Source organism: Vibrio cidicii (assembly GCF_009665415.1).
Taxonomy (GTDB): domain Bacteria; phylum Pseudomonadota; class Gammaproteobacteria; order Enterobacterales; family Vibrionaceae; genus Vibrio; species Vibrio cidicii.
This window is the reverse complement of sequence record NZ_CP035921.1, coordinates 1,759,201-1,785,012: the sequence shown is the minus strand read 5'-3', so window position 1 is coordinate 1,785,012 and position 25,812 is coordinate 1,759,201. Positions and strand designations below refer to the sequence as shown.

General features: G+C 49.9%; 18 protein-coding genes, 4 tRNA genes and 3 rRNA genes. 8 read left to right on the top strand and 17 right to left on the bottom strand.

Annotated features, from left to right (window positions below):
• Positions 1–41 precede the first annotated feature (41 nt).
• On the bottom strand, positions 42–2,576 hold the full coding sequence (locus EWA64_RS09140) for a class I adenylate cyclase (protein WP_061893538.1): 2,535 nt from the start codon (positions 2,574–2,576) through the stop codon (positions 42–44).
• A 346-nt stretch (positions 2,577–2,922) separates the two neighbouring features.
• Here EWA64_RS09140 and hemC point away from each other — a divergent pair, with 346 nt between their 5' ends.
• The 6 genes from hemC to EWA64_RS21230 all read left to right on the top strand — a co-directional run bounded on the left by hemC (position 2,923) and on the right by EWA64_RS21230 (position 7,681).
• Positions 2,923–3,861 (top strand): hydroxymethylbilane synthase, encoded by a 939-nt coding sequence (gene hemC, locus EWA64_RS09135; RefSeq protein WP_061893537.1) that lies wholly within the window; start codon positions 2,923–2,925, stop codon positions 3,859–3,861.
• A gap of 1 nt (position 3,862) precedes the next feature.
• Positions 3,863–4,594 carry a uroporphyrinogen-III synthase gene (locus EWA64_RS09130; RefSeq protein WP_061893536.1) on the top strand — a complete coding sequence of 244 codons (732 nt, stop codon included), beginning with the start codon at positions 3,863–3,865 and terminating at the stop codon, positions 4,592–4,594.
• A gap of 15 nt (positions 4,595–4,609) precedes the next feature.
• Positions 4,610–5,815, top strand: a complete 1,206-nt coding sequence (locus tag EWA64_RS09125; protein WP_061893535.1) for a uroporphyrinogen-III C-methyltransferase — start codon at positions 4,610–4,612, stop codon at positions 5,813–5,815.
• A complete protein-coding gene (locus EWA64_RS09120) occupies positions 5,812–6,993 on the top strand; it encodes a heme biosynthesis protein HemY (RefSeq protein WP_061893534.1) in 1,182 nt (393 codons plus the stop codon). The genes EWA64_RS09125 and EWA64_RS09120 overlap by 4 nt, the downstream gene beginning before the upstream one ends.
• A 66-nt stretch (positions 6,994–7,059) precedes the next feature.
• Entirely contained in the window at positions 7,060–7,278 is a 219-nt protein-coding gene (locus EWA64_RS21235) for a helix-turn-helix domain-containing protein (protein ID WP_439655065.1), read from the top strand.
• Complete coding sequence (locus EWA64_RS21230; protein ID WP_439655064.1) at positions 7,274–7,681, top strand: IS630 family transposase; 408 nt, start codon at positions 7,274–7,276, stop codon at positions 7,679–7,681. The genes EWA64_RS21235 and EWA64_RS21230 overlap by 5 nt, the downstream gene beginning before the upstream one ends.
• 215 nt (positions 7,682–7,896) lie before the next feature.
• Here EWA64_RS21230 and EWA64_RS09110 read toward each other — a convergent pair.
• From EWA64_RS09110 to trxA, 13 genes are all read right to left on the bottom strand, one after another.
• Positions 7,897–7,973, bottom strand: a tRNA-Asp gene (locus EWA64_RS09110).
• Positions 7,974–8,031: 58 nt separating this feature from the next.
• Positions 8,032–8,147: ribosomal RNA gene (rrf, locus tag EWA64_RS09105) — 5S ribosomal RNA — on the bottom strand.
• A 106-nt stretch (positions 8,148–8,253) separates the two neighbouring features.
• A 23S ribosomal RNA gene (locus tag EWA64_RS09100) occupies positions 8,254–11,140 on the bottom strand.
• Positions 11,141–11,487: 347 nt separating this feature from the next.
• Positions 11,488–11,563: transfer RNA gene (locus EWA64_RS09095), tRNA-Val, on the bottom strand.
• A gap of 30 nt (positions 11,564–11,593) precedes the next feature.
• Positions 11,594–11,669 (bottom strand) — tRNA-Lys (locus tag EWA64_RS09090).
• Position 11,670: 1 nt separating this feature from the next.
• Positions 11,671–11,746 (bottom strand) — tRNA-Glu (locus EWA64_RS09085).
• A gap of 67 nt (positions 11,747–11,813) precedes the next feature.
• A 16S ribosomal RNA gene (locus EWA64_RS09080) occupies positions 11,814–13,356 on the bottom strand.
• Together the 16S, 23S and 5S rRNA genes with 4 tRNA genes alongside form the textbook arrangement of a ribosomal RNA operon.
• A 455-nt stretch (positions 13,357–13,811) precedes the next feature.
• On the bottom strand, positions 13,812–14,525 hold the full coding sequence (gene fre / locus EWA64_RS09075; protein ID WP_061893169.1) for an NAD(P)H-flavin reductase: 714 nt from the start codon (positions 14,523–14,525) through the stop codon (positions 13,812–13,814).
• A gap of 14 nt (positions 14,526–14,539) precedes the next feature.
• Entirely contained in the window at positions 14,540–14,809 is a 270-nt protein-coding gene (locus tag EWA64_RS09070; protein WP_061893168.1) for a 2Fe-2S iron-sulfur cluster-binding protein, read from the bottom strand.
• Complete coding sequence (gene ubiD, locus EWA64_RS09065; protein WP_061893167.1) at positions 14,806–16,653, bottom strand: 4-hydroxy-3-polyprenylbenzoate decarboxylase; 1,848 nt, start codon at positions 16,651–16,653, stop codon at positions 14,806–14,808. The genes EWA64_RS09070 and ubiD overlap by 4 nt, the downstream gene beginning before the upstream one ends.
• An 88-nt stretch (positions 16,654–16,741) precedes the next feature.
• Positions 16,742–17,734 carry a hypothetical protein gene (locus EWA64_RS09060; protein WP_061893166.1) on the bottom strand — a complete coding sequence of 331 codons (993 nt, stop codon included), beginning with the start codon at positions 17,732–17,734 and terminating at the stop codon, positions 16,742–16,744.
• A 100-nt stretch (positions 17,735–17,834) separates the two neighbouring features.
• The gene (gene rho, locus EWA64_RS09055; protein ID WP_039422204.1) at positions 17,835–19,094 is read right to left on the bottom strand and encodes a transcription termination factor Rho; all 1,260 of its coding nucleotides are present in this window, start codon (positions 19,092–19,094) and stop codon (positions 17,835–17,837) included.
• Between the two features lie 198 nt (positions 19,095–19,292).
• Complete coding sequence (trxA, locus tag EWA64_RS09050; RefSeq protein ID WP_039422208.1) at positions 19,293–19,619, bottom strand: thioredoxin TrxA; 327 nt, start codon at positions 19,617–19,619, stop codon at positions 19,293–19,295.
• A 112-nt stretch (positions 19,620–19,731) separates the two neighbouring features.
• On the opposite strand from trxA, the gene rhlB reads away from it, so the two are divergent.
• On the top strand, positions 19,732–21,039 hold the full coding sequence (rhlB, locus tag EWA64_RS09045) for an ATP-dependent RNA helicase RhlB (RefSeq protein WP_061893165.1): 1,308 nt from the start codon (positions 19,732–19,734) through the stop codon (positions 21,037–21,039).
• A 7-nt stretch (positions 21,040–21,046) separates the two neighbouring features.
• Entirely contained in the window at positions 21,047–22,540 is a 1,494-nt protein-coding gene (gene gppA / locus EWA64_RS09040) for a guanosine-5'-triphosphate,3'-diphosphate diphosphatase (RefSeq protein ID WP_061893164.1), read from the top strand.
• 78 nt (positions 22,541–22,618) lie between these two features.
• Here gppA and EWA64_RS09035 read toward each other — a convergent pair whose 3' ends face one another.
• The 3 genes from EWA64_RS09035 to recQ all read right to left on the bottom strand — a co-directional run bounded on the left by EWA64_RS09035 (position 22,619) and on the right by recQ (position 25,713).
• The gene (locus tag EWA64_RS09035) at positions 22,619–23,290 is read right to left on the bottom strand and encodes a 7-cyano-7-deazaguanine/7-aminomethyl-7-deazaguanine transporter (protein ID WP_039437597.1); all 672 of its coding nucleotides are present in this window, start codon (positions 23,288–23,290) and stop codon (positions 22,619–22,621) included.
• A 280-nt stretch (positions 23,291–23,570) separates the two neighbouring features.
• Entirely contained in the window at positions 23,571–23,885 is a 315-nt protein-coding gene (locus EWA64_RS09030; RefSeq protein ID WP_039422217.1) for a DUF3630 family protein, read from the bottom strand.
• The gene (recQ, locus tag EWA64_RS09025) at positions 23,878–25,713 is read right to left on the bottom strand and encodes an ATP-dependent DNA helicase RecQ (protein ID WP_061893163.1); all 1,836 of its coding nucleotides are present in this window, start codon (positions 25,711–25,713) and stop codon (positions 23,878–23,880) included. Before recQ ends, EWA64_RS09030 begins: the two co-directional genes overlap by 8 nt.
• Positions 25,714–25,812 lie beyond the last annotated feature (99 nt).

Below are 25,812 nucleotides of genomic sequence, written 5' to 3'. Positions count from 1 at the left end.
CTATTGGTCGCTAACTTTATGAGCAGCTTACTCGCCTCGGCTTAAACATTGACGACTTTCGACATCTTGGACGGAGTACAAGCGTCATTGCGATAAGGCACGATGTAAGATGGTGCCCCCTCTTCTTGTGGGTGCACAATCTGATAGTACTGGGGCAAGTTAAAGTTGATGAACTTGGACGCGACCTGTTGGTCGTCTTTGACCGAGGTGTAGAAGCTGTTAACGCTGGCGATCATCTCATCTTTTGAGCCGCTAAACTGGTGATACACTTCCACCTGATTCGACTCATCCAACACATAAATATTGAAGCCTTTGTCGGTATCTTCAAAGAAGAACTGGATCAAGCCTTCGCTGGCAAATCCATCGACAATTTCTGGCAGCTGGTAGTCCGCTTCGCGATCCAGCATCAGCAGAGGTGAGCCTTTCAGCTTGTTGGTCGAGATGCTGCGGTAAAAATCAACCGAGTTTTCCAACTTTTGTACCGACACGCCACGACGCTCAAAGAACAACCCGTAGGTTTGCGCGCCTAAACGAATCGCTTTGAAGCGGCGGCGTTTTTCCTGCTCAACCGGCTTTAAGCGTAAATCAATACACTCAGCCAGAAGCTGGTACACCATGTTGCGCATCACGCCACGCATGTTTTTGCTGTAACAGAAAACATCCACCGACTCGGGCGGAATCGCATCTTGGTGCATTTTCCCTAACACGGTTTTCAGCGCATCCAGCATCGCGGTTTCGCCTTTGAAATGCAGAGTACGCACTTCGTGCCAAGAGTTGCGGTAAACCAGATCGACACTGCCAACCAAACTGCGCTGCTGCGTACCGAAACTGAAAATGTCCGCGTTTTTCAAATCCACTTTTAGAGAGCGCCCCGACAGCTCGGCAGTGGGGTCACTTTCAAAGTTGATGAACATCGCCAGTTGGCTAATCTCACATGGGCTGGCCAACGCTTGCATGGTCGGACGACGTTTGCGCAGCGAGAAGGTATTGCGCAAATCGCTGACCATCTGATAGAACTTGTCGATGTCGATCTGCGCATCTCGCACCACCGCATGCAAACGAGTCGACTCGGTGATCAGGCCATTAAAAAACGCCCACGCAACCAATTTACTCAAGTACTCGTGGTGCTCCAAATACGGCTGACCGAGAATGCGGTGCGCCACCAGCGGCTGCTTGTACAAATACCAGCCGGCTTTATTGGTCCGCCCTTCGCGCACTTCAATAAAACTGAGGTCCGCTTCATGTAAGTCCGGCGAAATCTGCGGATTGAGCAGGGTCACTTTGCCCGGCAACACTTCAAAGGCGGCGTACAGCTTGCGTGCTAAAATACTGATATCTTGTGGGCTAATGGCCGAGGTAATGTCGTTACGCCGCGCGAACTGGATCAAATTACGGTAACTTTGCATCAAGGCATCCAGCAGCGCGTGGTGCACCACTTTCACCTGTTCCACTTTCCAGTTGCGGCGATTATCGAGCTCGGCGATCACCTCTGGTGACCATTGCCACTGGGTCGTCAGTTGACGCAGCGCTTCGCGTCGCCAAGCGACCGAACCCACGCCGGGATCACGAGAAAGCTTTTCATGAGTTTTCAGATAGAAACAGCGCCGAACCAGATCCAAACGGGTGGTATCTTTGATGCGCTCCAGATAGCGCGTCACCTTCTCCAGCATCAAGTAATACGCATCCATGCCGTAAAGATCCGGCTCATGGGCAAAAAAGCGTCGTTTGGTATCAATGCTGAGTAGCTGGGTGTGCGGGTATTCCCACGAGTAGGCTTCCAGCAAGATCGCTTTCAGCACCGATTTGTATGGCGAGTCGATACTCTTGTACAACTGCCATAAGTTGGAGCCGAAATACTCTTCTGCCGGAATGCAGCTTAACTGACCAAAGTCGATCCACTGGTTGCAGTTGATGTAACCACCACGGCAAAGCTGATCGACGTACTCGTCATAACACTCTTCCATTTCTGGTGGCACTATCTGCCACAACAAGCGTCGTCCGGCAATACGCACTGCCGAGCGATAAAACTCGTCGAGCAATAACATATGTTGAGATGAGCCGCAGTTGTCGCCGGTCATCTGCTCTGATCGGTTGGAGCGAAAACGCTGCTCATCCATCAAGAAAAAGTTCGCCTCAACCCCGTGCATCTGCGCCCAATCGGTGATGAGTAGGCACTTGTTGGTGAGACTTTCCCTTTCTTCATGGCTCATGTGATTTGAGACACACACCCAGATATCGAGATCACTGGAGGTGCTTTGCCCAATCGACGAGGTACTTCCCATGGTATACAAGCCAAGAATTTTGGCTTTTTTCGCCACTGGCAAAGGGCAACCTAAGGTGAGTTCGGTATCGTCAATAAACTGCTGTTGTACGTCATTGAACTCCTGACCGTCGATGCCATAAGGCACATCGGCGTCAAAATAGCCCGGAATCGCTGGATGATTGAAATGAAGTAAAGCAGGAATGAGATGGAAGACTCGCTGGCTTTGCAAATCCATAAGCGCCAGCGCACGTTCAATACGTTGCTGGTTAAGTGTATCTAATCGCTGGATTAATTTTTCGGTATAAGCCTGCAAGGGAGTTCCTTGGTTTCAGTATCAAGACACGTCTGTATAACTTTTATGCCATCCTGGCAGAAAAACGTGATCAATTTAACACTTCTAAGCGTATTGGTAAAGATGTAACCCGTCAATCCCAAACCAACACGAACCTTTGTCGCACGCCCTTTTCAAGGCGCCTAAGTGTCGCTTGTAACGCTGATGACGAATACTGGCGGCGCAGTCAAATGAGAAATGAGTCACACTATTTCAGTACGCTTGTGCAATTAGTTAACCATACCAACAGTTACACGAACTAACAGTAATACTTTAGCAGTGAGGATGGTAGGATTGGGGCAAAATTGACAATGACACTGGGAAGATCATGACACACTCAACACCGATTCGCATCGCAACCCGAAAAAGTCCTCTTGCGCTTTGGCAGGCCTACTATGTCAAAGAAGCGCTGCAACAGGCTCATCCCGGCCTTGAAGTGGAACTGGTGACCATGGTCACCAAAGGTGATGTGATTCTCGATACGCCTTTGGCAAAAGTCGGCGGTAAAGGGTTGTTCGTCAAAGAGTTGGAAGTAGCGATGCTGGAAGGGCGCGCGGATCTGGCGGTACATTCGATGAAGGATGTGCCTGTCGATTTTCCACCAGGGCTCGGGTTGGTCACCATCTGTGAGCGCGAAGATCCACGCGATGCGTTTGTCTCCAACCATTATGAAAACATTGAACAACTGCCACAAGGCGCGGTTGTCGGCACCTGCAGCCTACGCCGTCAGTGCCAACTCAAAGCGCATCGGCCAGATTTAGTCATCAAAGAGCTACGCGGCAACGTCGGCACACGCTTGAGTAAACTTGACGCGGGCGAGTATGACGCAATTATTCTCGCCGCGGCAGGTCTTAAACGCCTCGAACTGCAAGAGCGCATTCGTAGCTTTATCGAGCCAGAACAGTCTCTCCCAGCGGTAGGTCAAGGCGCCGTTGGCATTGAGTGTCGTACCGATGACGAGAGAATGCTCGAACTGCTAGCGCCGCTGAATCACGTCGAAACAGCGGATCGCGTCAAGTGTGAGCGAGCAATGAATCTGACCCTACAAGGCGGCTGCCAAGTGCCGATTGGCAGCTACGCGCTGCTTGAGGGCGATCAGATTTGGCTGCGTGCTCTTGTCGGTGAACCCGATGGCTCCCACATTGTGCGCGGCGAAATTCGCGGCCCGCGCAGCGACGCCGAAGCACTGGGCGTGCAACTTGCGCAGCAACTTCTCAGCCAAGGTGCCGACGACATTCTTGCTCGCCTTTATCAAGATCACGAGTAACATGACGGTTCTGGTCACGCGGCCAGCCGAACAAGGGCTGGCGCTCTGCTCCTTGCTCAATGATGGTGGAGTCTCCACACTCCATCATCCTCTCATTCGTATCGTCGCCAATCCCAGCGTCGAAGCACTCCTTTCTCAGCTGCGCGACAGCGATATTGTTATTGCCGTCAGCCAACACGCGGTGCAGTTCGCTCAGCAATGGCTTGCAAAACATCAAACAAACTGGCCGCAGAACACGCGATATCTTGCCGTTGGTCAAAAAACCGCACACTATTTAAGCAAAGTCACGGGGCAAGACGTAAACTACCCGACGGTCAGTGATAGTGAGCACTTAATCCAACTTCCGGAGCTCAACCGGATCGCAGGGAAGCGTGTGTTGATTTTGCGCGGCAACGGGGGCAGAGAGCTCATCCGAGAATCTCTTTCCTCGCTTGGCGCCGATATTGATTATTGTGAGACGTACCAGAGAGAATTTATCCCCTTTGATCCGCTAAGCTGTGTGGCATCTTGGCAAGCGCAAAAAGTCGATACTCTCATCGTCACCAGTTCTGAACAGTTGGAATACCTCAACCGCATGATGCACAGCCAAGCACAGCAATGGCTGCATCAACAACACCTATTGGTACCCAGCGAACGCATTGCTGCCATTGCACACTCTTTAGGCTTCGCCAGAGTGACCAACGTTGGAAGTGCTGCAAACATGGAATTACTGGCTGCTCTCCAGCCTAAGTAAAAACAGGATAACCTCATGACAAGTAAAAAAAATAACGAGCAAACCACGCCTGAAGAAATGACGTCTACCCCAACCACCAACGACATTTCGCCCAATAACGATACGTCTGCTTCTGCCGAGATCGTCAACGATGTCCGCCCCGCCTCCTCTGAGACAGAGAAAGCGCCACACAGTAACACTCAGCCAGAGCAAAAGCGCGGCAGCAAACTGAGCATCATCGCGATTGTAATTGCCCTGCTTGGTACTGGCGGGCTCGCTTATCAAATGCAGCAGCAGAGTAGTCATTACCAAGCGCAGATCGCCGCACTGCAAAATCAGCTGCAACAAACTCAGTCATCCTTGACTCAGCAGATGAACCAAGTCAAAACGGACACTGCGCAGCAAGCCAGCAGCACACTCCACAAAGCGGAAGTGGAACTTACGCAGCAACAAAAGAGCATTGAAAGTTTACAACTGGCCATGGCGGATGTGAAAGGACGCCGTCCAAACGACTGGCTGCTGGCGGAAGCGGATTACTTGGTCAAGCTGGCCGGACGCAAGCTGTTTCTTGAGCGCGACGCAACGAGCGCCACTCATTTGATGGAAAGTGCTGATCAACGTATCGCCACGCTTAACGACCCGAGCTTGGTCCCTCTGCGTAAAGCAATGGCAAGCGACATTACTAAACTAAAAACCATCCCAATCATTGATCGTGATGGCTTAGTACTGCGTCTAACCGCTTTGCAGCAACAAATCGATCAGCTGCCACTGGCTAATGCTATTCTCCCAGAAGCCAAAGCGGTAGAAAAAACCGAGGTTTCCGAGGATATCAATAACTGGCAAGACAACTTGCTCACCTCGCTAAAAGACTTCTCAGAAAACTTCATTACCTTCCGTACCCGCGACGGCAATGTGATTCCTCTGCTCTCACCAGAACAACATTTTTATCTCAAAGAGAATATCAAAGCCAAGCTGGAAACGGCGATCAAGGCCGTCTATCTCGAACAAGGTGAGCTTTACACCATCGCATTGACGACCGCAGAAAGCTGGTCTGAATCCTTCTTTAACCCTGACGACAATGCCGTAAAAGAGTTTAATCGCACTCTAAAACAACTCAGCCAGCAGAATGTTCAGGTGGCGTATCCCGTGAAACTGGAAACACAAAATCAACTCGCGGATGTGATTCGTGAACGCCTCCGCCGGGATGTCACCTCGCTAACCAGCACGGAGGAAAAACAATGATTCGTATGATTTTTCTTTTTGTCGTGCTCGGCGCAGGATTGTTTGCTGGTACACAATTTTCCGGCCAGCAAGGTTATGTACTGATCTCGGTAGCCAACAGCACCATAGAGATGAGTGTGACGACGTTGGTTATCTTTATCGTCGCAGCTCTGGCAGGATTATTCGCCTTGGAATACCTCGCCAAGAAAGTGATTTATACCAGCTTCACCACTTGGAACTGGTTTAGTGTGCGTAAAATGCGCCGCTCACGTCGTTACACCAATGAAGGCATCATTAAGCTGCTGGAAGGAGATTGGAAAGGAGCGGAGAAAAAAGTGACACGCTGGGCTAATCATCACGATATGCCGCTATTATGCTACTTAGTTGCATCCGAAGCGGCTGACGGCCAAGGAGACAAAGCCAAGCGTGATCAGTACCTTGCTCTTGCTGCCCAACAAGAAAACGCCCATTTGGCGGTGGAGCTGACCAGAGCAAAACAGTGGGTTCGTGAGGGCGAGTTTACCCAGGCGTTTGACACACTGCAATCGCTCAAAAGTAGCCACCCTAACAATCCCATTGTCATGGACCTACTGAAAACCACCTATCTAGAACTGAAACTGTGGCAACCCCTACTCGATTTGCTGCCAAGCTTGCAGAGGTCCGGTCATATCAGCCAGCAAGAGATGGAGCAGGTCAGCTTACAAGCTCATTGCGGCCAGCTGATTGATATTGCGACGCAGAAAGGCAGTGAAGGGCTCATCGCTTATTGGAATGGACTGAGCAAAAAGCTTAAGCTGGAAGAAACGCTCATCGCCTGTTTTGTACAACAGTTGATTGCTCGTAAAGCCGATCATGAGGCTCTGACTGTCATCAAAGAAGCACTGAAAAAAACAGCCTCTAGCAAACTGTATGCGCTATTGCCAGAACTTAACCTCTCCGATAGCCACCCAGTGATAGTACTGCTTGAGGAAGCGACAAAGCGCGACAATAGCAACGCAGAAGCGCACAGCGCTTTGGCCCAACTCTACTTACGCGAAAAGAAATGGGCATTGGCACAGACACACTTTGAACAAGCACTTAATGTGCGCTCCAGTGTCTCTGACTACGCTTACCTAGCAGAAGCGCTAGAAAAGCAAGACCTCAATAAAGCAGCTCATGAGGTTTCACGCAAAGCACTTACTCTTGTGCAGAATGGATGAACGACTGCAACGAAGAAGCCGGCGTTATCGCCGGTTTTTTTATGTCATTTTGCAACCACAACTCTTATACCAACCCATTCAGATAAAACCAATGATACTCAAGGCGGACGACTGACTGGAGTCGATATCCACGCTTATATCGTGAAAGAGTTTGGCCAGCACTACCACCCTGATTCTATCGATTACCTGCTCGACCAGATGGGCTTCTCTTGGATAACTTCCCGCTCAAAACACCCAAAGCAATCTCAAGAAGCACAAGACGATTTTAAAAAAATTCTAAATTGAAACGATCCTGAACATCCCAGGACATATCGCTTTAGAGCATGTTGATGTCTGGTTTCAAGATGAAGCCAGATTTGAGCAACAAAACACCACAAAACGGTTATGGGCAGAGAAAGGAACACGTCCCAGAGCCGTGAAGCAACAACAATTTGAATATGCGTATCTGTTTGGTTCTATCTGTCCCGCGAGAGGGATTGGCGAAGCGATGATCGTTCCTTGGGTTAATAAAGAGATCATGACCGAGCATTTAAAGCAAATATCGGCCAACACTGAAAAAGCACGTCATCATTATGGATGGGCGAGTGCGCATACCAATGACATTGCAGAGCCGTTTAGCAATGTCAGCATCATCAAGCTCCCGCCTTATTCACCAGAGCTCAACCCGATAGAACAAGTGTGGAGCTGACTCAGACAACACTGTCTTGCCAATCAGAGTTTTACCGATGATGAGGATATCGTGGAGAAAGTGTGCAAGGCTTGGTATCGATTCTTGGACAGTACAGACAGGGTTAGGAAAATGTGCACAAGGGACTGGATTAACCTGACCAGTTAATTTTACAGATTGGTATAATACAACAGATACAAAAAGACCCCAGCATTTCTGCTGAGGTCTTAAATAAGTGGCGGAGCGGACGGGACTCGAACCCGCGACCCCCGGCGTGACAGGCCGGTATTCTAACCAACTGAACTACCGCTCCACACGGTGTCTATTTTAAGTCTTACTTTTTCAGCGCTTCAAATAAACGGATGTTCAAAGCCTGGCGATGTTCTACTCTCACATGGGGAAGCCCCACACTACCATCGACGCTGTTTCGTTTCACTTCTGAGTTCGGGATGGAATCAGGTGGGTCCAAAACGCTATGGTCGCCAAGCAAATTCTTTCTCTCTATTTCTAGAGAATAATCTGGAAAGCTGTTTTCTGTTCTCTACACATTCAATGTTCTTACATCGAGTCCACCAAAACCCTTTGGGTGTTGTATGGTTAAGCCTCACGGGCAATTAGTACAGGTTAGCTCAACGCCTCACAGCGCTTACACACCCTGCCTATCAACGTTCTAGTCTCGAACAACCCTTTAGGATACTTAAAGTATCAGGGAAGACTCATCTCAGGGCTCGCTTCCCGCTTAGATGCTTTCAGCGGTTATCGATTCCGAACTTAGCTACCGGGCAATGCGTCTGGCGACACAACCCGAACACCAGAGGTTCGTCCACTCCGGTCCTCTCGTACTAGGAGCAGCCCCCTTCAATCTTCCAACGCCCACGGCAGATAGGGACCGAACTGTCTCACGACGTTCTAAACCCAGCTCGCGTACCACTTTAAATGGCGAACAGCCATACCCTTGGGACCGACTTCAGCCCCAGGATGTGATGAGCCGACATCGAGGTGCCAAACACCGCCGTCGATATGAACTCTTGGGCGGTATCAGCCTGTTATCCCCGGAGTACCTTTTATCCGTTGAGCGATGGCCCTTCCATTCAGAACCACCGGATCACTATGACCTGCTTTCGCACCTGCTCGAACCGTCATTCTCGCAGTTAAGCGGGCTTATGCCATTGCACTAACCTCACGATGTCCAACCGTGATTAGCCCACCTTCGTGCTCCTCCGTTACTCTTTGGGAGGAGACCGCCCCAGTCAAACTACCCACCAGGCACTGTCCGCGACCCCGATGAGGGGCCAACGTTAGAACATCAAACATACAAGGGTGGTATTTCAAGGACGGCTCCAACGCAACTGGCGTCACGTCTTCAAAGCCTCCCACCTATCCTACACATGTAGGTTCAATGTTCAGTGCCAAGCTGTAGTAAAGGTTCACGGGGTCTTTCCGTCTAGCCGCGGGTACACTGCATCTTCACAGCGATTTCAATTTCACTGAGTCTCGGGTGGAGACAGCGTGGCCATCATTACGCCATTCGTGCAGGTCGGAACTTACCCGACAAGGAATTTCGCTACCTTAGGACCGTTATAGTTACGGCCGCCGTTTACCGGGGCTTCGATCAAGAGCTTCGCTTACGCTAACCCCATCAATTAACCTTCCGGCACCGGGCAGGCGTCACACCGTATACGTCATCTTGCGATTTTGCACAGTGCTGTGTTTTTAATAAACAGTTGCAGCCACCTGGTATCTGCGACTCTCGTCAGCTCCATCCGCGAGGGACTTCACCATCAAGAGCGTACCTTCTCCCGAAGTTACGGTACCATTTTGCCTAGTTCCTTCACCCGAGTTCTCTCAAGCGCCTTGGTATTCTCTACCCGACCACCTGTGTCGGTTTGGGGTACGATTCCATCAAATCTGAAGCTTAGAGGCTTTTCCTGGAAGCATGGCATCAATGACTTCACACCCGTAGGTGCTCGACGTCGTGTCTCAGCCTTAGAAAGAGCCGGATTTACCTAACTCTCAAGCCTACGCACTTGAACCTGGACAACCGTCGCCAGGCCCACCTAGCCTTCTCCGTCCCCCCATCGCAATTTGATCGAGTACGGGAATATTAACCCGTTTCCCATCGACTACGCCTTTCGGCCTCGCCTTAGGGGTCGACTCACCCTGCCCCGATTAACGTTGGACAGGAACCCTTGGTCTTCCGGCGGGGAGGTTTTTCACCCCCCTTGTCGTTACTCATGTCAGCATTCGCACTTCTGATACCTCCAGCATGCTTTACAACACACCTTCAACGGCTTACAGAACGCTCCCCTACCCAATGTTCATAGAACATTGCCGCAGCTTCGGTTTACAACTTAGCCCCGTTACATCTTCCGCGCAGGCCGACTCGACTAGTGAGCTATTACGCTTTCTTTAAATGATGGCTGCTTCTAAGCCAACATCCTAGCTGTCTAAGCCTTCCCACATCGTTTCCCACTTAGCTGTAATTTGGGACCTTAGCTGGCGGTCTGGGTTGTTTCCCTCTCCACGACGGACGTTAGCACCCGCCGTGTGTCTCCCGGATAGTACTTACTGGTATTCGGAGTTTGCAAAGGGTTGGTAAGTCGGGATGACCCCCTAGCCTTAACAGTGCTCTACCCCCAGTAGTATTCGTCCGAGGCGCTACCTAAATAGCTTTCGGGGAGAACCAGCTATCTCCGAGTTTGATTGGCCTTTCACCCCTAGCCACAAGTCATCCGCTAATTTTTCAACATTAGTCGGTTCGGTCCTCCAGTTGATGTTACTCAACCTTCAACCTGCCCATGGCTAGATCACTCGGTTTCGGGTCTAATGCTAGCAACTATACGCCCAGTTAAGACTCGGTTTCCCTACGGCTCCCCTAGATGGTTAACCTTGCTACTAACATTAAGTCGCTGACCCATTATACAAAAGGTACGCAGTCACACCACGAAGGTGCTCCTACTGCTTGTACGTACACGGTTTCAGGTTCTATTTCACTCCCCTCACAGGGGTTCTTTTCGCCTTTCCCTCACGGTACTGGTTCACTATCGGTCAGTCAGGAGTATTTAGCCTTGGAGGATGGTCCCCCCATATTCAGACAGGATAACACGTGTCCCGCCCTACTCGATTTCACTGAACATGCGCCTATAACTACGGGACTATCACCCGGTATCGTTGGCCTTTCCAGACCATTCGTCTAACGCATGTAAAGCTTAAGGGCTAATCCAATTTCGCTCGCCGCTACTTTCGGAATCTCGGTTGATTTCTTTTCCTCGGGGTACTTAGATGTTTCAGTTCTCCCGGTTCGCTTCGCTGCACTATGTATTCATGCAGCGATACTGGCTTATGCCAGTGGGTTTCCCCATTCGGAAATCGGTGACTCAAGTGGCTCTTACTGCCTCATCACCGCTTATCGCAAGTTAGTACGTCCTTCATCGCCTCTGACTGCCAAGGCATCCACCGTGTACGCTTAGTCACTTAACCATACAACCCGAAAGGGTCTTTACGTTAAACAACCAAGGTTGCTATCTCATTATTTGAATGAGCGAGATAGCTTTGATTTGCCGGACTCAATTTTGAATCGTCACTTAAAAGTGACATTCCCAAGAACACTTGAATGTGTTTTGTTGGTGTTTGTCATAAAGACAAACATTGAGAACTTTACAAGTAATCTATCAATGAAGATAAATTACTTTGTCAGCTTTCCAAATTGTTAAAGAGCAATGTCATTTCTCGATGAGAAACCACTTTTTAAAGACTTTCAGCGTCGAAAAATCGACCATCCACATTAAGGGGAGACTGAATTAAGCAACACAAAAATATTTAAAGAGTGGTGGGCGATACCGGGTTCGAACCAGTGACCCCCTGCTTGTAAGGCAGGTGCTCTCCCAACTGAGCTAATCGCCCACATATTTTACTTCCTGTGGAGGAAGAAAATGGTGGGTCGTGCAGGATTCGAACCTGCGACCAATTGATTAAAAGTCAACTGCTCTACCGACTGAGCTAACGACCCGTGGTATCCCGTAGGGGAGTCGAACCCCTGTTACCGCCGTGAAAGGGCGGTGTCCTAGGCCTCTAGACGAACGGGACACTAAGATACTCTAAACTTTCTAAACCATATCAATCTGTGTGAACACTCATCGCAATAATCATCGTATAAGGAGGTGATCCAGCGCCAGGTTCCCCTAGCGCTACCTTGTTACGACTTCACCCCAGTCATGAACCACAAAGTGGTGAGCGTCCTCCCGAAGGTTAAACTACCCACTTCTTTTGCAGCCCACTCCCATGGTGTGACGGGCGGTGTGTACAAGGCCCGGGAACGTATTCACCGTGGCATTCTGATCCACGATTACTAGCGATTCCGACTTCATGGAGTCGAGTTGCAGACTCCAATCCGGACTACGACGCACTTTTTGGGATTCGCTCACTTTCGCAAGTTGGCCGCCCTCTGTATGCGCCATTGTAGCACGTGTGTAGCCCTACTCGTAAGGGCCATGATGACTTGACGTCGTCCCCACCTTCCTCCGGTTTATCACCGGCAGTCTCCCTGGAGTTCCCGACATTACTCGCTGGCAAACAAGGATAAGGGTTGCGCTCGTTGCGGGACTTAACCCAACATTTCACAACACGAGCTGACGACAGCCATGCAGCACCTGTCTCAGAGCTCCCGAAGGCACTCCAGCGTCTCCGCCAGATTCTCTGGATGTCAAGAGTAGGTAAGGTTCTTCGCGTTGCATCGAATTAAACCACATGCTCCACCGCTTGTGCGGGCCCCCGTCAATTCATTTGAGTTTTAATCTTGCGACCGTACTCCCCAGGCGGTCTACTTAACGCGTTAGCTCCGAAAGCCACGGCTCAAGGCCACAACCTCCAAGTAGACATCGTTTACGGCGTGGACTACCAGGGTATCTAATCCTGTTTGCTCCCCACGCTTTCGCATCTGAGTGTCAGTATCTGTCCAGGGGGCCGCCTTCGCCACCGGTATTCCTTCAGATCTCTACGCATTTCACCGCTACACCTGAAATTCTACCCCCCTCTACAGTACTCTAGTTTGCCAGTTTCAAATGCAATTCCCAGGTTGAGCCCGGGGCTTTCACATCTGACTTAACAAACCACCTGCATGCGCTTTACGCCCAGTAATTCCGATTAACGCTCGCACCCTCCGTATTACCGCGGCTGCTGGCACGGAGTTAGCCGGTGCTTCTTCTGTAGGTAACGTCAAATGATAGCGCTATTAACACTACCACCTTCCTCCCTACTGAAAGTGCTTTACAACCCGAAGGCCTTCTTCACACACGCGGCATGGCTGCATCAGGCTTGCGCCCATTGTGCAATATTCCCCACTGCTGCCTCCCGTAGGAGTCTGGACCGTGTCTCAGTTCCAGTGTGGCTGATCATCCTCTCAGACCAGCTAGGGATCGTCGCCTTGGTGAGCCCTTACCTCACCAACTAGCTAATCCCACCTGGGCATATCCTGACGCGAGAGGCCCGAAGGTCCCCCTCTTTGGCCCGTAGGCATCATGCGGTATTAGCCATCGTTTCCAATGGTTATCCCCCACATCAGGGCAATTTCCCAGGCATTACTCACCCGTCCGCCGCTCGCCACCCGAGAAACAAGTTTCTCTGTGCTGCCGCTCGACTTGCATGTGTTAGGCCTGCCGCCAGCGTTCAATCTGAGCCATGATCAAACTCTTCAATTAAAAGTTTTTTTAAGCTTGCGCTTCGGCTCAATGAATACTGAATAAATTGACTGTGCCGAATCTTGCGATTCGTTTTGGTCACTCAGTTCATTGATAAATCTTTTGCGATTATCATCAACGAGTGCCCACACAGATTGATAGGTTTATATTGTTAAAGAGCTTGCTTCTTGAGAAGTTTTTCTCTCAAAGCGGAGGTGCATTCTAGCGAGTTAATTTGAAGAGTCAAATACTTTTTCAAATTTCTTTTTTAGAAGTCTTACCCTCTTATCTGCACTGCTGAAGCCTTGTGGCGTCTGCCGTGTCAGTGGATGCGCATTATAGGCGGAACGTTTCTGCGTGCAACTCTTTTTTGCAAATAAATTCCAAAACACGCCTACTAGCTGTTTTATTGAGCGAATCTCGCTAAAGAGGGCTAAAAAACCCTCTATTAACTCTATAATTGTGGCGAGATTCGATCAGATAAATGCATAAGCATCAGCAAACATGCGCTCTCTGATCGCTTTTTTCTGCTGAGTAAACTGCTCTCTTGCTGCTCCAGCCATTTCAAATCGACCCGCAATGTAAATATCAAATTCCTGTAAGGATTCAAAATCGCTATTGACCGCTTGGAGGACATTACCCACTTTCCCTTGCCAGTCTGCATCAATATCTTCTATGACAGGGACAAAATGGACGTTCTGGTTCTTTGCAGCAATATCGCTTAGCTCACTTTTTGCGTACAATTGCGATTCATCGCGCGCGCCCCAATAAAGGTAGATAGTGCTTTGGCGGTTTTGTGCAATGCAATGGTCTAAAATCGAACGCACGTAACTAAAGCCGGTCCCACCGGCAATCAGAAGAAGCGGACGCTCGCTGTCTTCTTTTAGCCAAGCGTCTCCGTGTGGCGCGTCAATTTCAATTTGCGACCCTGTTACTAACGCGTTTTGCATCGCTTCGACCACCTCAAGTGCATAAGCATTGTGCTCCGCCGCACCAATATGAAGTTCAAGTTCACCTTCATGACGGCATGGACTGCTTGCGATCGAAAACGGACGCTTATCTTTCTCGCCCATGACCACCATTAAATATTGCCCCGCCTTAAATGCCACTGGTGTTTCAGGATGAAGTAGGATTTGATAGGTATTACTCGCCAACGGCTTAATTGACTTAACTTTGCATTGAATGGTCATGATGTTCCTCTTGCTTACTCTTCAAAAGTAAGCACTAAATTACTTTCTGCGTAGGCTTGGCAAGGAAAAATCCAACCTTGCTGCTGCTCTTTATTGGTTAGCATGGGTTCGAGGTGATAACTCACCTCACCCGAGACTTTTCGGCACATGCACATTGCACAAGCGCCGATTTGGCAACGATGCGGGAAGCGAATATTATTGTTGAGCGCCGCTTCCAACACCGTTTCACCTTGCAACACGATGAATGTGACATTCATTGGCAGAAGGTGGACTTGATGGCTCATAGAATACCTAACTCGTGCCAAATCGCATCGATTTTAGCCACAAGTTGCGGATCTTTTTTAATCGGGCTGCCCCACTCTCGTACAACCTCTGGGGCAAATTTGTTGGTCGCATCCAGCCCCAACTTCGAGGAGCCAGAGCACTTAACTTGCGCTGTGTCTCTGAGTGGATCCATACGTGTGGTTACCGCCCAAATGATGTCGTGCCAATCTTGCACATTAACGTCATCATCACACAAGATAATAAATTTGATATCTGCATAGGGGGCAAAGAAATCCCACAGATGTTTCAGCAACATTTGAGACTGGCCAGCTCGCTCTTTTTTCATCGACGCAATAACAAATTGATGGTTAGCACTAGGAGGAAAATAGAGGTCAACGATTTCTGAGTGCTGTTGTTTCAGCGCCAACAAGTCACATTCAGCTATCACATGGCTTTCTCGCTCCGGCACTGACGTTCGCGTTGCCAGCTCAGCCGGCCACTTTATCGTCGCATCCAGCCCCATCTTTGACCCAAGCCCTACCACTGGCGAAGCAAAATCGAGTGAATCAATCGGTGTGTTATCGATCATCAAGGTATCTTGCACAGGATCCATATGTTCAGTCATCGCTTTGACGACGGCATCCCAATCGCGCGCGTTAACCGATTCGTCGCAAACTATCACGAACTTGGTATACATAAACTGACGCAGGAAAGACCACACCCCCATCATCACCCGCTTAGCATGCCCTGGATACTGCTTTTTCATCGTGACCACGGCCATGCGATACGAGCAGCCTTCTGGCGGTAGATAGAAATCCTCAATCTCTGGAAACTGCTTTTGTAGGATCGGCACAAAGACTTCATTGAGTGCCACACCGAGCACGGCAGGTTCATCGGGTGGACGCCCTGTGTAAGTGCTGTGGTAGATAGGATCGCGACGCATGGTGATGTGCGTGATAGTAAAGACGTGATGCTGCTCTTTTTCGTTGTAGTAGCCCGTATGATCGCCGTACGGACCTTCATCAGCAAACTCATTCGGGTCGATGTAGCCTTCAAGCACAATCTCTGCACTGGCAGGTACTTCCAAGTCATTACTGATCGATTGAACTACTTCGGTTTTGCTGCCACGTAATAGGCCCGCGAAAGCGTACTCGGATAGCGTGTCTGGCACTGGCGTCACCGCGCCAAGGATGGTCGCAGGATCGGCACCAAACGCGACCGACACTGGAAATGGTTGGCCAGGGTTTGCCTCCATCCAATCACGCAGATCCAAGGCACCACCACGATGAGCGAGCCAGCGCATGATGATTTTGTTCTTAGCGATTTTCTGCTGTCGATAGATGCCCAGATTTTGCCGCTTTTTGTATGGACCTCGAGTGACAGTGAGCCCCCAAGTAAGTAAGGGCGCAACATCCTCAGCCCAGCAACTCATGACTGGGATCTTGTCTAGGTCAACCTCATCGCCCTGCCACACTATCTCTTGGCACGGCGCTTTACGCAGCTTTTTGGCGGGCATATTGAGCACTTGCCTAAACAGTGGGATCTTGTCCAGTGCATCTTTAAAGCCGCGTGGCGGTTCAGGCTCTTTGAGGTAAGCCAGCAATTTCCCAACTTCACGTAACTCTTTGACCTCGCTTCGTCCCATGCCCATGGCGACACGTTCAGGCGTACCAAAAAGGTTCGTTAGCACAGGAATACGATAGCCAATCGGGTTTTCAAACAGCAGAGCAGGCCCCGCCGCACGTAGCGTACGATCGCTGATTTCTGTCATTTCATAGGCAGGGTCGACAGGGTGAGTAATGCGTTTCAGTTGACCATGCCGTTCAAGATGGTCAAGAAATTCACGTAAATCCTTAAAACTCATAGGCCTTTTGCGTAAAGTGATTAAACTTGCCGCAGTATAACAAATCGTTTTCCGCTGCGAGGTGATTTTATTGCGCTTTTCGCCTTGGCTATTGCAACGCCTGTAAAATCAACCCGCGCTTTACGCGATTATTGCCTGCTATCACCTCTTCCAACCAACTTGAGTGTCCTTGTTTCGCTAGTTCTCTTGCCACTAAAGGCGCATCATCCGGCAGGGCCATTCTGGTAATCAGAAACTGTTTCACTTCGGTAGATAAAGGGTTGGCTTTGGTGAGTAAGGTGATCGCCTGCGCTTTCAAGCTGGGGTTCTGCGTTGAAGACATGATTTGCCGCCAAGAAAAGTCATCGCCCACCGACGCGAGGCGCTCTAACTCATTCTGACTGACATGGTCCGCCTTCATTCGCCATAAAAGATTGTACATCTCAGCGTCTTCACTAACTTGAGCCAGGCGCACCACGACTGAGGAAGGAGGTAGCCAAGTGGTCAACGGCGTGGCAGTCAACTGCTTGACCAAACCGTCTAAAGCCTCTGGGGATAAACTATCTAGCTCTCGAATCAGCAACGCTTCTCGCATTTGTACTAAAGATTGCGGACCTGTCAACCAAGTTTGCAACTGCAGCTCACCTCGCTCAGCGGCGAGAATGAAATCCAACGTGGTTTGATCCTGTTTCCAGCGTTTCAATAAGCGATTGGCGACCGCAGGATAATTGAAGGCCGGGACGGTAAACTCATAACCATCACCTTTCTCAACCACTTGGTAGCTCGGGATCATTTTGATTTGCGACTCAACAAAAATCGCCATTCTGGGCGTTAAAATAACGTCTTGTTTCTCTAGTTTATCGAGTAAAAGAAAACGCACGACTTCTTGTTGGGGCAGAGCTAGACGCTCCAATGCGAATTTGAGTTCATTGGTTTGATCTCGAGCGACATACTCAAGCAGTTCAGCGACTTTACTGTGAACTTGTTGGTCCTGAAGCCACTGCTGTGCGGTCTCTGTCTGCATTTCCTGAGCAGACACAAGTACCGGACCGAAAAGAAGTGACGTGGTCAGGAGTAGCGAAGACAACATTCCTTGTTGCATGTTAACCTCCCGATAACATTTTCATCCATTCTGAAGAGTTCTCGGTAGAATTGCAAACAAAAACGCCACTGCGGACAGTGGCGTTTTTATGGTCAAGCCATTACTGGCGACGCATGGCATCAAAGAATTCGTCGTTGGTTTTCGTCATCGCCAACTTGTCGATCAAGAATTCCATCGCGTCCGTCTCACCCATCGGATGAACAATCTTGCGCAGAATCCACATTTTCTGCAGTTCATCGGTCTTGGTTAGGAGCTCTTCACGACGAGTACCTGAGCGGTTGAAATCTATCGCAGGGAAGACACGCTTCTCAGCAATCTTACGGTTCAGGTGCAGTTCCATGTTACCCGTACCTTTAAACTCTTCGTAGATCACTTCGTCCATCTTAGAACCCGTATCCACGAGCGCAGTCGCGATAATGGTCAGGCTACCGCCCTCTTCCACATTACGTGCCGCACCGAAGAAACGCTTAGGACGATGCAGCGCATTCGCATCCACACCACCGGTCAGTACTTTACCCGAAGAAGGCACAACGGTGTTGTATGCACGCGCAAGACGAGTAATCGAATCCAGCAGAATCACCACGTCTTTCTTGTGTTCAACCAAGCGTTTCGCTTTTTCGATGACCATCTCAGCCACTTGTACGTGACGAGAAGCTGGCTCATCAAACGTAGAAGCCACCACTTCGCCTTTTACTAAGCGCTGCATTTCGGTCACTTCTTCTGGGCGTTCATCAATCAGCAACACCATCAACACACATTCTGGGTGGTTGTAAGTGATGCTCTGTGCGATGTTTTGCAGCAGCATGGTTTTACCCGCTTTTGGCGGCGCCACGATCAAACCACGCTGGCCTTTACCAATCGGCGATGCCAAATCTAATACACGCGCAGTGATATCTTCTGTCGAGCCATTACCGCGCTCCATCACCATACGCTCATTGGCGTGCAGAGGAGTTAAGTTTTCAAACAGGATTTTATTACGTGCGTTGTCTGGTCGATCATCGTTAACTGTGTTGACTTTCAGCAGTGCAAAATAACGTTCGCCATCTTTTGGTGGACGAATTTTGCCTGCGATCGAATCGCCCGTGCGCAAGTTAAAACGACGAATCTGGCTTGGTGATACGTAAATATCATCGGGACCCGCCAAGTACGAACTGTCTGCACTACGTAGGAAACCAAAGCCGTCTTGCAGAATTTCCAGAACCCCATCGCCAAAAATATCTTCGCCGCTTTTTGCGTGAGCTTTTAGGATGGCGAAGATAATGTCTTGTTTACGTAAACGTGCCAGGTTTTCCAGACCTAAGCTTTCACCAAGCTTAACAAGGTCTGATACCGGGATGTTTTTCAATTCGGTAAGGTTCATGGTGGTGGATTCTTGTTTAGTCAAAATAAGATCTATTTTCTAGTTAAGATGGATTTGGTCTCAGGATCGACCAAGAAGAGAAAGTTGTTTAATTAACGTGCGATAAATTAGCACTAAAAATAATCCTAGTCCAGAGTTTGAAAAAACAAAACCGCGCATTTGAGATTCTGCACGGTTTCGTTTCTAACCACTTATGGATTATAGGTTTGCATCCAAGAACTCTTTCAATTGAGTTTTTGATAGCGCACCCACTTTTGTCGCTGCCACGCTGCCGTCTTTGAACAACAGTAAAGTTGGAATACCGCGAATGCCAAATTTAGGTGGTGTGCCTGCATTATGGTCGATATTTAGTTTACCGATAGTGAGTTTGCCTTGGTACTCTTCAGCAACTTCATCCAGAATAGGTGCAATCATCTTACAAGGACCACACCATTCTGCCCAAAAGTCTACCAGTACCGGGCCTGCAGCCTTAAGAACGTCATTTTCAAAACCTTCATCAGTCAGCTGCAAAATCTTATCACTCATCTTCCACTCCAATGTGTTTTTTTGAAACTGGTTGGGTGATAACCAGTAATTTGATGGTCTATTGGAATGTATTTGCTTTCTTAATGCAAGCTTTAGCTGATATTCTATAGCGATGAAAAAGACGCATATCACAGAGCAAAAGTTCGCCGACTTCGGGTTGCATCCGCAAGTTATTGAAGGATTGGACAAAAAAGGGTTTGAGTTTTGCACCCCGATCCAAGCCTTGGCGCTGCCGGTACTGCTCTCCGGCCAAGACATCGCAGGCCAGGCCCAAACCGGGACTGGTAAAACGCTCGCGTTTCTTACTGCTACTTTTAACCATCTACTGACTACGCCAGCGCATGAAGGCCGTCAGCCAAACCAGCCACGTGCGATCATTATGGCGCCAACGCGTGAACTGGCTATCCAGATTTACAACGATGCCGAATCTTTGGTCGCCAGCACCGGGATCAAAGCAGCCTTAGCTTACGGCGGTGAAAGCTACGATAAGCAACTAACCAAACTGCAAGACGGTGTGGATGTGTTGATCGGCACGACAGGCCGTATTATTGACTTCTACAAACAGCGCGTATTCGGCTTAAACAACATTCAAGCCGTGGTGTTGGATGAAGCGGATCGCATGTTCGATCTTGGCTTTATTAAAGACATCCGTTTCTTGTTCCGCCGTATGCCAGCACCACAAGAACGTTTGAACATGCTGTTTTCTGCAACACTCTCTTACCGCGTGCAGGAACTGGCGTTTGAGCACATGCACAATCCTGAGCATGTGGTGGTGGAGCCTGCACAAAAAACCGGCCATCGCATTCAAGAAGAGCTGTTCTATCCTTCCAATCAAGACAAAATGGCCCTGCTACAAACGCTGATTGAAGAAGAATGGCCAGATCGTGCGATCGTCTTTGCCAACACCAAACATCGCTGTGAATCGATTTGGGCTCATCTGGCGGGCGACAATCACCGTGTTGGCTTACTGACGGGTGATGTCCCTCAGAAGAAACGCGAAAAAATTCTTGAGCAATTTACTCAAGGCGCGGTAGACATTCTGGTCGCCACCGATGTCGCGGCACGTGGCTTACATATCCCACAAGTTACGCACGTGTTTAACTACGACTTGCCTGACGATTGCGAAGACTATGTTCACCGTATCGGTCGTACAGGCCGTGCTGGCGCAAGTGGCCATTCGATTAGCTTTGCTTGCGAAGAGTACGCGATCAACCTGCCAGCGATTGAAGAGTACATCGAACACGCGATACCGGTTTCTGAGTACGACCACGACGCACTGATCAAAGATCTCCCGGCCCCCGTTCGTACTCCATCAGCGCGTTCACAACAGCGCCGAACCAACACCAGCGGCGCACGTTCTGGAGATAGAAAGTCAAACAACCGCCGTCCGCGAGGACCTCGCCAACCAAGGGAAGCCTAAACCGTTTATGAGCCAGACAGGAACATCACCGCTCTATGCCGCCATCGACCTCGGGTCGAACAGTTTTCATATGCTCGTTGTGCGTCATATCGATGGCAGCGTTCAGACTATGGCCAAAATCAAGCGCAAAGTTCGCCTTGCTGCGGGCCTAGATGAACACCATGCGCTTAGCATGGAAGCGATGCAGCGTGGATGGGACTGCCTGAGCCTGTTTGCAGAAAGGCTGCAAGATATCCCGGCAGAGAATATTCGCATTGTCGGCACCGCGACCCTGCGAACCGCAACCAATGTGGATCTCTTCTTACAAAAGGCCAACCAGATCCTCGGCCATCCGATTGAAGTGATCAGCGGCGAAGAAGAAGCAGCGACGATCTACAAAGGCGTCGCGCACACCTCTGGTGGCAGTGGTCGCCGCCTGGTGGTAGACATCGGCGGCGCAAGTACCGAGCTGATTATTGGCGAAGGCTTTGAAGCCAAAGCGCTAACTAGCTTGCGTATGGGTTGCGTGACGTGGTTGGAAAACTTCTTTAAAGACCGCCAGCTCAATGCGCGCAACTTCAATAACGCCATTGAAGGTGCAAAACAAATCCTCAAACCAGTGCTTGCGCAGTACAAAGAGCTCGGCTGGGATGTGTGTGTCGGCGCGTCCGGCACTGTCCAAGCGCTACAAGAGATCATGTTGGCGCAGGGCATGGACGAAGTGATTACTCACGCCAAGCTCAAGCGTCTACAAAAGCAAGCCATGCTCGCCGACCATCTCGAAGAGCTGGAAATTGAAGGGCTCACTTTAGAACGTGCGTTAGTCTTTCCTAGCGGTTTATCGATTCTGATTGCGGTTTTTGAACTGCTGGAGATCGATGCCATGACACTGGCTGGCGGCGCGCTGCGTGAAGGGCTCGCCTACGAAATGATGGAAGAGCTCCGTCAAGACGACATCCGCTCTCGCACCATTGCCAGCATACAAACTCGCTATCAACTCGACAGTCAATATGGTCAACAAGTGGCGTCTCTCGCTCTGCGCTTGCTAGAACAAGCTGGCGGCGAGGAGTGGATAGCTGAGCCTCAAGGAAAAGTGTTGCTAGAAACCACCGCGAAGTTGCACGAAATCGGTTTGACCATCGATTACAAGAAAGGCGGTGAACACAGCGCTTACTTGCTGCAGCACCTTGATTTACCGGGCTTTACTCGCGCGCAGAAATTCTTTATCGGTGAACTAGCAAGACGCTATCGAGATCAGCTTACGTCACTCCCTGAACAGCATGCGCTGTCCGGCAACAGCGCCAAACGCGTGCTGCGCTTGCTGCGCCTCGCGGTGTTGCTGTCGCATCGTCGTCGTCCTGAACTGGAACCTCAAATCACGCTCATTGCCGAAAGCGACAAACTCACGCTGCAAATCAGCGCTGGCTGGCTAGCGCAAAACCCGCTGACGGCAGCAGAACTGGAAACCGAAGCCAATCGCCAGACCGACATTGGTTGGCCAATGGTGATTGAAGCGAACTAACGCTTTGAATCGACATTGAACAGCAAAAAGCCCAAGTTGTTATCACTTGGGCTTTTTCTTTGCACTTGACTCTTTCTCTTAGCGCGAGCTTTGCGCCAACGTAAATTGCGGATTCACCGCCGTGAGTTTCTTGGTCAAATAATTGAGTAGCACGCCATACATGGGCACAAAAAGCCCCAAGCTGATCACCAATTTAAAACCGTAATCCACCAGCGCGATTTCCGTCCAGTGCTCCGCCATAAACGGATCGGGGCTTTGGTAAAAAGCAATGGCAAAAAAGGCGATGGTATCGAGCGCGTTACCAAACAAAGTGGAACAAGTTGGCGCAACCCACCACTGCTTCATTTGACGCAGACGGTTAAACACATGCACATCCATGATCTGTCCAAGCAGGTAAGCCATAAAGCTGGCGATAGCGATGCGCGCCACAAACAGATTGAACTCACTCAGATGGGAAAAGCCTTGAAACTGCCCCTCAAAAAACAGCACCGAAAGCACGTAAGAGACCGCCAGTGCAGGCAACATCACTAAGAAAATAATTCTTCTTGCCAAGGCTGCGCCAAACACACGTACCGTAAGATCGGTTGCAAGGAAGATAAATGGGAACGTAAAAGCGCCCCAAGTGGTGTGTAAACCAAAGACGGTAAAGGGCAATTGCACCAAATAGTTACTGGAAGCAATGATGATTAAATGGAATAAAACCAGATAGATAAGGGCGTTGCGCTGCTGCGCAGGGGTAAAGTGACTCATGCGATACCTTTTTAGTTTGGTTTGGGGGCGAGGGAACCCAAATCGAATGCATCAGAAAACCGACACAATTCTTACCAACAATGTTATAGAAAATAGGAAACTGGCCGCTAATGCAGCGGCGGGCGATTATACCTTAATCAGTTTTTCACACAAGCCACGAAAAACAGGCAATCGTTTAAGCGCGATAAATTTCCCGACATCCATAAAAAAGGATGTTTCATGTGAAACATCCTATTCAAAAATAAGCCTTTTCTTTTATCTGCGTATGAAGGAGATACAGCTAAAATTGTTGGCGAAACAGTTGCGCCAGAAAATCCATCTCCTCACGACTCTCTGCAACACTTAAGGATTCAAACCACACCGCTTCACTGTAATGCTCAGCTTTAAGAAACAAGTGACGCCCTTCAAAGTCAATCAGCCAGCTATGGATGTCACCGTCCCACTGCGTCTCCAATACTTGAGCCGAAAGTAATTTGACTAAACGTTCGCCCAGTTGAGGAAACGTATCGAGATTAAAGCTCGGCGTGGTGATCAGCAAACGCCCCTCTTCGGCCAGATAGTCCGCCAACCCAAATTCCTTGTGCGTCTCAACCATAATTCGTGATGTGCTCCTGAATCAAATCTAAAAACGGATCGGCGTATTTTTCCAACTTGCGCTGCCCCACACCGCTCACCGCCAACATTTCGCCATACGAGGTCGGCAATATTTCGGCCATATCGATCAAGGTCGCATCACTGAACACCACGTAAGGAGGCAGGCCTTCTTCATCGGCAATCGATTTACGCAGTTTGCGCAGTTTGGCGAACAGTTTCTTATCGTAATGCTTGTTGGAAAGCTTATCGGCTTTGGCGCTGCGCACAGTGGTATCCAAACGCGGCACTGCCAACTCAAGCGCAACATCCCCGCGTAGCAGCGGACGCGCCTCTTCCGTCAGTTGTAGCGTCGAGTTGCGGGTGATGTTTTGCATCAGCAGCCCTTTGTGGATCAACTGACGGAAAATACTGACCCAATAATCATGGCTGTGATCGCGGCCAAGGCCATAGGTGGTGATTTTGTCGTGGCCATTTTCTCGAATGCGGATGTTTTGCATCCCGCGCAGTACTTCCACCACATAACCCATACCGAAGCTTTGGTTAACGCGGTATACACAGGAAAGTGCTTTGCGCGCCTCTTCGGTGGCATCAAAATGTTTCGGTGGATCAAGGCAAATGTCGCAGTTGCCGCACGGCTTGTCGCGATATTCACCAAAGTAGTTAAGCAGCACCTGGCGACGACACGTCTGCGCTTCGGCAAACGCACTCATAGCATTCAGCTTGTGACTCTCCACCTGCTTTTGTGGCCCGTCATCTTTCTCATCCAACATGCGCCGCAGCCAAGTAATGTCGGCCGGATCGTAGAGCATCATCGCTTCGGCTGGCAGACCGTCACGCCCGGCGCGCCCGGTCTCCTGATAGTAGGATTCGATATTACGCGGGATATCAAAATGGACCACAAACCGCACGTTGGGCTTGTTGATCCCCATACCAAACGCGACCGTGGCTACGACGATCTGAATATCATCACGCTGAAACGCTTCTTGGACATAGGCACGCTCATCGGCGTCCATACCAGCGTGATAACCCGCCGCACGGATATGGTTGTTGCATAGCTTCTCGGTCAGCATCTCCACTTTTTTGCGGCTACCGCAGTAGATAATGCCGCAGTTGCCTTTTTGCGTTTCCAAATAGCGGATCACTTGCGAAACGGGTTTGTGTTTTTCGACCAAATCGTAGCGAATGTTGGGGCGGTCAAAACTGCCCAGATAAACGTGCGGTTGCTTAAGGTGCAAACGGCTAAGAATGTCACTGCGCGTAGCGTCATCGGCAGTGGCAGTGAGCGCCATAAATGGCACTTGGGCAAAACGTTGCTTTAACTGGCCAAGCGCTGCGTATTCCGGGCGAAAGTCATGTCCCCACTGGGAAATGCAATGCGCCTCATCCACCGCAATCATCGCCAACGGCAAATTTTCCAGCCGTTCCATAAAATCGCGCATCAGCACCCGTTCCGGTGAGGTATACACCAGCTTCAACTCGCCAGCGTGCATGCGGTTATACACGCTGAGCAAATCCTCGCGCGCCATGGTTGAGTTAACGCACTCTGCTGCCACGCCGTTGGCTTTGAGTTGGTCCACTTGGTCTTTCATCAACGAGATCAACGGGGAAATCACTAAAGTGATGCCCGGCAGCACCAACGCCGGGATCTGATAACAGAGCGATTTACCGCCACCGGTCGGCATGATCACGAGGCTATCTTGCCCGTTGAGCGCGGCGTCAATCACCTGCTGCTGGCCGACACGGAAGGTCTGATAACCAAACACCGCTTGCAAGACACTTTGCGGCGTCGTAGGCAATTCGGCAGGGTCAGCAAGCAGCGTGGAAGTCATGGATATACTCAGTTAGTTTTGCAAAGAGGTGCACGTCCAGCGCAAGGCTGGGAGCGTTAATGAGGGCACATTGTAAAGGGGTTTGATGGTGAATAAAAC

What these genes read in the sequence shown, in the direction of transcription:
- EWA64_RS09130 (WP_061893536.1), top strand. Translation starts at nt 3,863, where the DNA reads ATGACGGTTCTGGTCACGCGGCCAGCCGAACAAGGGCTGGCGCTCTGC.
- recQ (WP_061893163.1), bottom strand. Translation starts at nt 25,713, where the DNA reads ATGACTTCCACGCTGCTTGCTGACCCTGCCGAATTGCCTACGACGCCG.
- hemC (WP_061893537.1), top strand. Translation starts at nt 2,923, where the DNA reads ATGACACACTCAACACCGATTCGCATCGCAACCCGAAAAAGTCCTCTT.
- trxA (WP_039422208.1), bottom strand. Translation starts at nt 19,619, where the DNA reads ATGAGTGATAAGATTTTGCAGCTGACTGATGAAGGTTTTGAAAATGAC.
- EWA64_RS09030 (WP_039422217.1), bottom strand. Translation starts at nt 23,885, where the DNA reads ATGGTTGAGACGCACAAGGAATTTGGGTTGGCGGACTATCTGGCCGAA.
- EWA64_RS09060 (WP_061893166.1), bottom strand. Translation starts at nt 17,734, where the DNA reads ATGCAACAAGGAATGTTGTCTTCGCTACTCCTGACCACGTCACTTCTT.
- EWA64_RS09120 (WP_061893534.1), top strand. Translation starts at nt 5,812, where the DNA reads ATGATTCGTATGATTTTTCTTTTTGTCGTGCTCGGCGCAGGATTGTTT.
- EWA64_RS09125 (WP_061893535.1), top strand. Translation starts at nt 4,610, where the DNA reads ATGACAAGTAAAAAAAATAACGAGCAAACCACGCCTGAAGAAATGACG.
- fre (WP_061893169.1), bottom strand. Translation starts at nt 14,525, where the DNA reads ATGACCATTCAATGCAAAGTTAAGTCAATTAAGCCGTTGGCGAGTAAT.
- EWA64_RS09035 (WP_039437597.1), bottom strand. Translation starts at nt 23,290, where the DNA reads ATGAGTCACTTTACCCCTGCGCAGCAGCGCAACGCCCTTATCTATCTG.
- ubiD (WP_061893167.1), bottom strand. Translation starts at nt 16,653, where the DNA reads ATGAGTTTTAAGGATTTACGTGAATTTCTTGACCATCTTGAACGGCAT.
- rhlB (WP_061893165.1), top strand. Translation starts at nt 19,732, where the DNA reads ATGAAAAAGACGCATATCACAGAGCAAAAGTTCGCCGACTTCGGGTTG.
- EWA64_RS09070 (WP_061893168.1), bottom strand. Translation starts at nt 14,809, where the DNA reads ATGAGCCATCAAGTCCACCTTCTGCCAATGAATGTCACATTCATCGTG.
- rho (WP_039422204.1), bottom strand. Translation starts at nt 19,094, where the DNA reads ATGAACCTTACCGAATTGAAAAACATCCCGGTATCAGACCTTGTTAAG.
- gppA (WP_061893164.1), top strand. Translation starts at nt 21,047, where the DNA reads ATGAGCCAGACAGGAACATCACCGCTCTATGCCGCCATCGACCTCGGG.